The 6,344-nt window shown below is 61.6% G+C and carries 4 protein-coding genes; 1 reads left to right on the top strand and 3 read right to left on the bottom strand.

All coding sequences use genetic code 11. The annotated features are described in order from the left end of the window. Positions 1 to 199 precede the first annotated feature (199 nt). Positions 200 to 2,323 carry a TonB-dependent siderophore receptor gene (locus DYL61_RS27670; protein WP_135310990.1) on the top strand — a complete coding sequence of 708 codons (2,124 nt, stop codon included), beginning with the start codon at positions 200 to 202 and terminating at the stop codon, positions 2,321 to 2,323. 85 nt (positions 2,324 to 2,408) lie between these two features. On the opposite strand, the gene DYL61_RS27665 is transcribed toward DYL61_RS27670, so the two are convergent. Genes DYL61_RS27665 through DYL61_RS27655 form a run of 3 tightly spaced genes read right to left on the bottom strand, consistent with a single transcriptional unit; the run spans position 2,409 to position 6,168 of the window. After that, positions 2,409 to 3,821, bottom strand: coding sequence for an aspartate ammonia-lyase (locus tag DYL61_RS27665; RefSeq protein WP_135310989.1), 1,413 nt, complete (start codon positions 3,819 to 3,821; stop codon positions 2,409 to 2,411). Beyond that, positions 3,808 to 4,797 carry a LysR family transcriptional regulator gene (locus DYL61_RS27660; protein WP_135310988.1) on the bottom strand — a complete coding sequence of 330 codons (990 nt, stop codon included), beginning with the start codon at positions 4,795 to 4,797 and terminating at the stop codon, positions 3,808 to 3,810. The genes DYL61_RS27665 and DYL61_RS27660 overlap by 14 nt, the downstream gene beginning before the upstream one ends. 21 nt (positions 4,798 to 4,818) lie before the next feature. Then, positions 4,819 to 6,168 (bottom strand): MFS transporter, encoded by a 1,350-nt coding sequence (locus tag DYL61_RS27655; protein ID WP_135310987.1) that lies wholly within the window; start codon positions 6,166 to 6,168, stop codon positions 4,819 to 4,821. Positions 6,169 to 6,344: the final 176 nt, after the last annotated feature.

The following is a 6,344-nucleotide window of genomic DNA, read 5'->3' as shown; positions in this document are numbered from 1 at the left end:
CAAGCCCGCTCACCACAAGAATGGAGTGGACTGGCTTTAGGGCAGGGGATTGGTCCGTATCAATTCCGATACAAAGCTGTTACCCCAAAAATAGTGAATGAGAATACATATCAATCGTTAGGTGGTTGGTATACCATCGCGCCGCGAAAATCTGGCAGGTATGCCGCCCCATCTGGCTCATTCACTAGGTTCATCATTCATGCGTCGTACCCTGGTTTCCATTTGTGTGCTTCAGGCGTTTTCCCCTTTGAGTTGGGCAGAAGTCGAGCCGGTTGAAAAAACCGGTATTGAGTTGCAGGCCACCAATATCACCGGCACAGCCGATTACGAGACGGCCCAGGGGCCGGTCCAGGGCTACCGGGCGACACGCTCAGCCAGTGCGACGCGCACCGATACCTCCATTCACGAAACCCCGCAGTCCATCAGTGTGGTCACCAAGGACGCCGTCGAAGACATCGGCGCCACCCGCCTGCAGGATGCGCTGGACTACGCCGGCGGCGTTGGTCGCGCCAACAACTTCGGCGGTCAGGGCCTGACCACCTTTACCGTGCGTGGTTTCACCACCGGCGAGTTCTACCGCAACGGTTTCCCGATCAACCGTGGCTACCCGAACATGCCGGACGCCAACACCATCGAACGCCTGGAAGTGCTGCGTGGCCCGGCCACCATGCTCTATGGTCGTGGCGACCCTGGCGGCACCTTCAACGTGGTATCCAAACAGCCGTTGCCCGAAAGCACCGTGACATTAGGCAGTCAGCTGAATGACCAAGGCATGAAGCGCGGTACCCTGGACGCCTCCGGCCCGCTGGATGAGGAAGGCCGCCTGGCTTATCGCCTGAACGTAGTGGGCGAGGGTGGCGACACCTTCCGCGACCACGTCGAAACCGAACGCTACGGCGTGACCCCGGTGATCACCTGGCAGGCCACCGATGCCACCAAGGTGATTTTCGAAGGCGACTTCATGCGCAACAACCACCCGTTGGATCGCGGCCTGACGCGCTTCGCCACTCAAAAAGGCACCGCCTCCCGCGACACCTTCTGGGGCGATAAAGACGTCGGCAAACTGCACAACGACAACAACATGGCCCAGTTGCGTTTCGAGCACTTGCTCAACGACAACTGGACCTTGGGCGGCGGTTTCCAATGGCTGGATGGCACCCTCAAAGGCAATGCCATCGAAGCCAACAGCCTGGCCGCCGATGGGCATACCCTCAACCGTAACTTCAACTATCGCAAGTTGGAGTGGACCGACAAGGACACCCAGCTCAACCTCACCGGGCATTTTGCCACCGGCGGCTTTGAGCACACTTTGCTGACGGGGGTGGAGTTCGAAGACTACGACTACAAGTCGATCATCCAGCGTTCCGCCGCCGCCTACACCAGCGATATCTTCAACCCGGTCTACGGCAAGCCGCGCCCTGCATTGGTCAGCACGCCGACGCATGACAAGGAAAACCTCAAGACCTACGCCGCCTTCGTCCAGGATCAGGTCGCCCTGACCGAGCGTTTGAAAGTGCTGGCGGGCGCGCGTTTCGAGCGTTTTGAGCACCAGTACGAGAGCTACGTACCTGGCACGAAAAACTGGGAGGCCAGCGATAACGCCGTGACACCACGGGTTGGCGTGACCTACGACCTGACTGACTCGCTTGCCGTATACGCCGATGGCGCGCGCTCATTCAAGCCCAATACGGGCGCGGCCCGCACCGGCGAAGGCTTTGAACCGGAGAAAGGCAAGTCGTATGAAATGGGCATCAAGTGGGAAGCGCTGGATCACCAATTGAGTGTCGACGCGGCGATTTACCAGATCGACAAAAAGAATGTGCTGACCACTGATCCTGCGGACCCCACCGCTACCTTCAAGGTCGCAGCGGGCCAGGTTCGCAGCCGTGGTTTTGACTTGAACGTCGCCGGCAACCTGACGCCTGAATGGCGCGTTATCGGCGGCTATGCCTACGTGGACGCCGAAGTCACCAAGGACAATACGATCCGTGTCGGTTCGCGCTTGGCCAATATCCCGCGCAACAGCTTCAGCCTGCTGAACGTCTACGAATTCCAGGATGGCAGCCTCAAAGGGCTTGGGCTGGGCGCGGGCGTGAAATACGTGGATGAGCGTGTCGGCCAGACCTCCAACACCCCGTTTACGATGGACGCCTACACCGTGGTCGACCTGCTGGGTTACTACAAGGTCAACGAAAAAGTGCGGCTGAATCTGGACGTGAAGAACCTGTTCAATCGCGAGTATGAAGAGGGTGCATTCGGCAATATCTACGCCTACCCGGGCGCCCCCCGCACCGTGCAAATGGGCATCTCCTACACGCTGTAATCCAACCCATGTGGGAGGGGGCAAGCCCCCTCCCACATTTGGATGTGTGCCAGGCCCAGGAACCGAGTACACACCACGGTCGCCGTCAGCCCTCGAACACTGGGCGCGACGACGTTTCTATCGCCGCCATGGCGTCCGCCTGGCCCATCAGGCCGGACTCTTCCAGAATCGACAACAACGAACGCCCCTGCGCCACCGACTGGCGGGCCAGCTTGCTCACGCGGGCGTAGCCCAGCTGCGGCACCAGCGCGGTGGCCACGGCCATGGACTGGGTCAGGTGCTGCTCATTGCGCTCGGCATTGGCGGTGATCCCGTCGATGCACTTCTCACGGAAACGTTGGATACCCTGGGTCAGCAGCGCAAGGCTGTCGAATACCCGCGACGCCACCACCGGTTCGAAGTGGTTGATCTCCAACTGACCGGCCTGCACGGCTTGCGCCACCGCCGTATCGTTGCCGATCACCGCAAAGCTCAGTTGAATCATCGCCATTGGCAACACCGGGTTGACCTTGCCCGGCATGATCGACGAACCCGCCTGGGCTTCGGGCAATTTCAGTTCGCCGATCCCGCCGACCGGGCCGGACGAGAGCAAGGTCAGGTCCGTGGCGATCTTCGCCAAGGCTGCCGACGTGGTGCGCAATTCGGCGGATACCCGGGAAAACACATCCATGTTCTGCATGGCGTCGAACGCATTCGACGGCGCCTGATACTCAATGCCGGTGATCTGCACCAGGTGCTGATACACCGACGCCCGATACGCCGCTGGCGCGCCAAAGCCGGTGCCGATGGCGGTGCCGCCCAAGGGCAGAGTGCGCAGGGTGTCGCGCACCCGCACCAGTTCGGCGGCCAGGCGATGGGTGAGGGCGGCGTAACCGGAAAACAGCTGGCCCAGGCGCATCGGTTGGGCGTCCTGCAGGCAGGTGCGGCCCAGGTGCAGGATATCGGCGAACTGCGCGGTTTTTTGCTCGAAGCTGGCGGCGAGTTGCTGCACTTCATCGATCAACGGGCCGAGCATCGCGTAGGTGGCGATCTTCAAGGCCGCCGGGTACACATCATTGGTCGACTGCGAGGCATTCACATGGTCATTGGGGTGCACCACCTCGTACGAACCTGCCGTGTGGCCCATCAACTGTTGGGCGCGGTTGGCGATGACTTCGTTGAAGTTCATGTTGGTGGACGTGCCGCCGGAGCCTTCCAGCAGATCGACGATCAACGAGTCGTCGCAGTGCCCGGCGATCACCTCGGCGCAGGCCTGCACAATGGCGTCACACTGGGGCTCGGCGAGCACACCGCACGTGCGGTTGGCCAGTGCAGCGGCCCACTTGCACTGGGCGAAGGCGTCACGAAAGGCGGGGTAGTGTGCAATGGTCAACGGTGAAATGCTCAGGTTGTCGAACCCACGCACCGAATTCACCCCGTACAGCTTGTTGGCCGGAATCTGTACCTCACCGACGTAGTCGGTTTCCTGCCGTATTGCGCCAGCATCAAAAGTATTCACGGGTCTCTCCCTTCTCAAATTGAATTAATGCCTCCACGCCCGTGCCCAGGGCCGTGAGCCTGGGCAGGAAGGCGTGGCGGATCACATCACGCGCCGTTTCGCAGGCATCGGCGAAAAAGGCGCTGTATTCATTGCGTCGTGCAACCAGGTACAGCGAGCGCTCCAGGCCCAGGTCGGGGGTGAGGTGCGGGGTCACGTTGTCGACCCAGGCACTGGCCTGCAAAAAACACATCGGGCTGGTCACGGCCCAGCCGATGCCCTCGGCGACCATCGAGGTCAGGGCGTCGGCGTTATCCAGTTCCAGGCGGTTGGGCACCCGCACATTCAGGCTGCGCAGATGGCGCTCGATCTGCAGGCCCACCTGGGACAAACGGTTGAAACGCACCACCGGCAGCACATTGGCCAGCGCGCGCACGTCGTCGAGACTGCTGAGTTCGCTGTGCAGGTGCTTGGGCGTGATCACAAAGTATTTCTCTGAGAACAGCCGGTAGCGAATCACATCATTGGCGTCCATCAACGGGTCGCTGGTGACGATCAGGTCCAGGTCACGGCGCAGCAGGGATTCGCCCTGTTGCGGGCTGAGTCCCGTGCGGATGGACAGCTGCGCCACCTTACCCAGCAACTGCTTGGTGAACACCGAACCGCAGGTCGCCGCGAACGAGTCCACCAGGCCGATGCGCAGGTCGGGCTTCACGCCGCGTCCGGCGTCGATCACCTGGGCCTTGAGGTGGGACAACTCCTCACTCAACACCGACCCCCGATTGCGCAACGCCACCCCGAACGGGGTCAGCGCCATGGGCCGGGTGGTGCGGTCCACCAGCACCACACCCAGATCGTCCTCCAGCTGACGCACCATCTGCGACACGCCGGACTGGGAGATGCCCATGCGCGCGGCGGCCCCCGACATGCTGCCTTCCTCGGCAACCGCGATAAACACCTGGACCGCATACATGTCGATCAGCTTGTTCGCTGGCATGTTCATCCTCGCTTGATGCTGTTATTCGATGGCGACTGTCGCCTGTGTCGTCGTAGTCTCAGGGGTGACACCCGACAAGTCTTCCTTGCTGGTTTCCGGGGCGAACAGATGGCAGAACACACCGCCCACCACCAGCACGCCGACACATACGCCCAGCGCGGCATGCACTCCCACTTGCTGCACCGCTACCGGCAACAGAAAGGTCGCCACCGCCGAGCCAAACCGGCTCGCCGCCACGGCCAGGCCGATGCCCGAGGCCCGTAAGTGGGTGGGAAACAGTTCGGGTGGGTAGACAAATTCCAGGTTCACCGCAGCCGCCATCACGCAGGCAAAAAAGCCGAAGGCGAGGATGGTGCCCACGGGGCCGAACCCGGCATAGGCCAATACGGCCAGGCCCGCCGCGCTCAAGTAGAAGGTGCCCACCAGGAAGGCGCGGCGGGAGATGCGGTCGATCACCAGCAGACCCAGCAGTGCGCCGAGAAACAGCAACACGTTGTAGACCAGGCCGCCGACAAACTTGTCCTGCACATTCAGTGCTTCCAGGACCTTGGGCGCGAAGGTGCCCAGGGCGAAGAACGGGATCACCTGGCAGGTATAAAACACACAACCGACCCAGGTGTTTTTGCGCCAGCGTGGGCTGAACAGTTCGCTCCAGCTGCCTCGCCGTTTTTGCGCAACTGCCTGGGCCACCGGTGCGGGCAGGAACACGTGCGGGCCGAACTTGCTGTGCACAATCGCCAGCGCTTCCTGGCTGCGTCCACGTGCCATCAGCCAGATGGGCGACTCGGGTACGCCCATGCGCAACGGCAAAATCAACAAGGCGGGTATGCCACTGAGGGCCAGCATCACGCGCCAGGCATCCGGGCCGATATCACGGATGGCGAAGCCCACCAGGTAGGCCGCCACATAACCGGCTGCCCAGGCGGCTGCCAACACACTGAGCAAACGCCCGCGGTAGCGGCGGGGGGCAAACTCGGTGACCAGCGACTTGCTCACCACGTAGTCGAAGCCCAGGACCAGGCCCAGCAACAGGCGCAGGGCCAATAATTGTTCGGGGGAGGTGACAAAAAACTGCGAGGCGCTGATCACGGCAAACAGAAGCATATCCCAGGCGAAAATCGTTCGGCGGCCGAACTTGTCGGCGATAGGACCGGCAAACAGGCTGCCAAGGAACAGCCCCGCCAGCGAGGCGGCGCCCAGCAAGCCCATCCACAACGCCGTCAATTGCAAGGGGCCCGCCGCCATACTCACGGCGATGCCGATAATGCCCAGCACAAAACCATCACTGAACTGACCACCCGTACCGCTGAACACCGTGCGGATATGGAAGCGGCTCAGCGGAAGGTCTTCGAACGCAACTTGACCATTCATTCGTCTCTCCACGTGCATTTTTATAGTTGTGGGGTGCGGTGCATCGGCACCGTTGAGAGCGAGTCTAGGGCGGTAACTTCACGAAATCAGCAGGTGCCTTGACAGTATCAGGATAGCTGATACTGACTGCCAGAATTCCTGTAGTGAGCGGGCTTGCCCCGCGCTGGGCTGCGCAG

Origin of the sequence: Pseudomonas nabeulensis, from assembly GCF_004682045.1 — a bacterium.
Lineage (GTDB): Bacteria > Pseudomonadota > Gammaproteobacteria > Pseudomonadales > Pseudomonadaceae > Aquipseudomonas > Aquipseudomonas nabeulensis.
The sequence above is the reverse complement of the archived record's forward strand: the minus strand, read 5'-3'. Positions and strand labels throughout refer to the sequence as shown.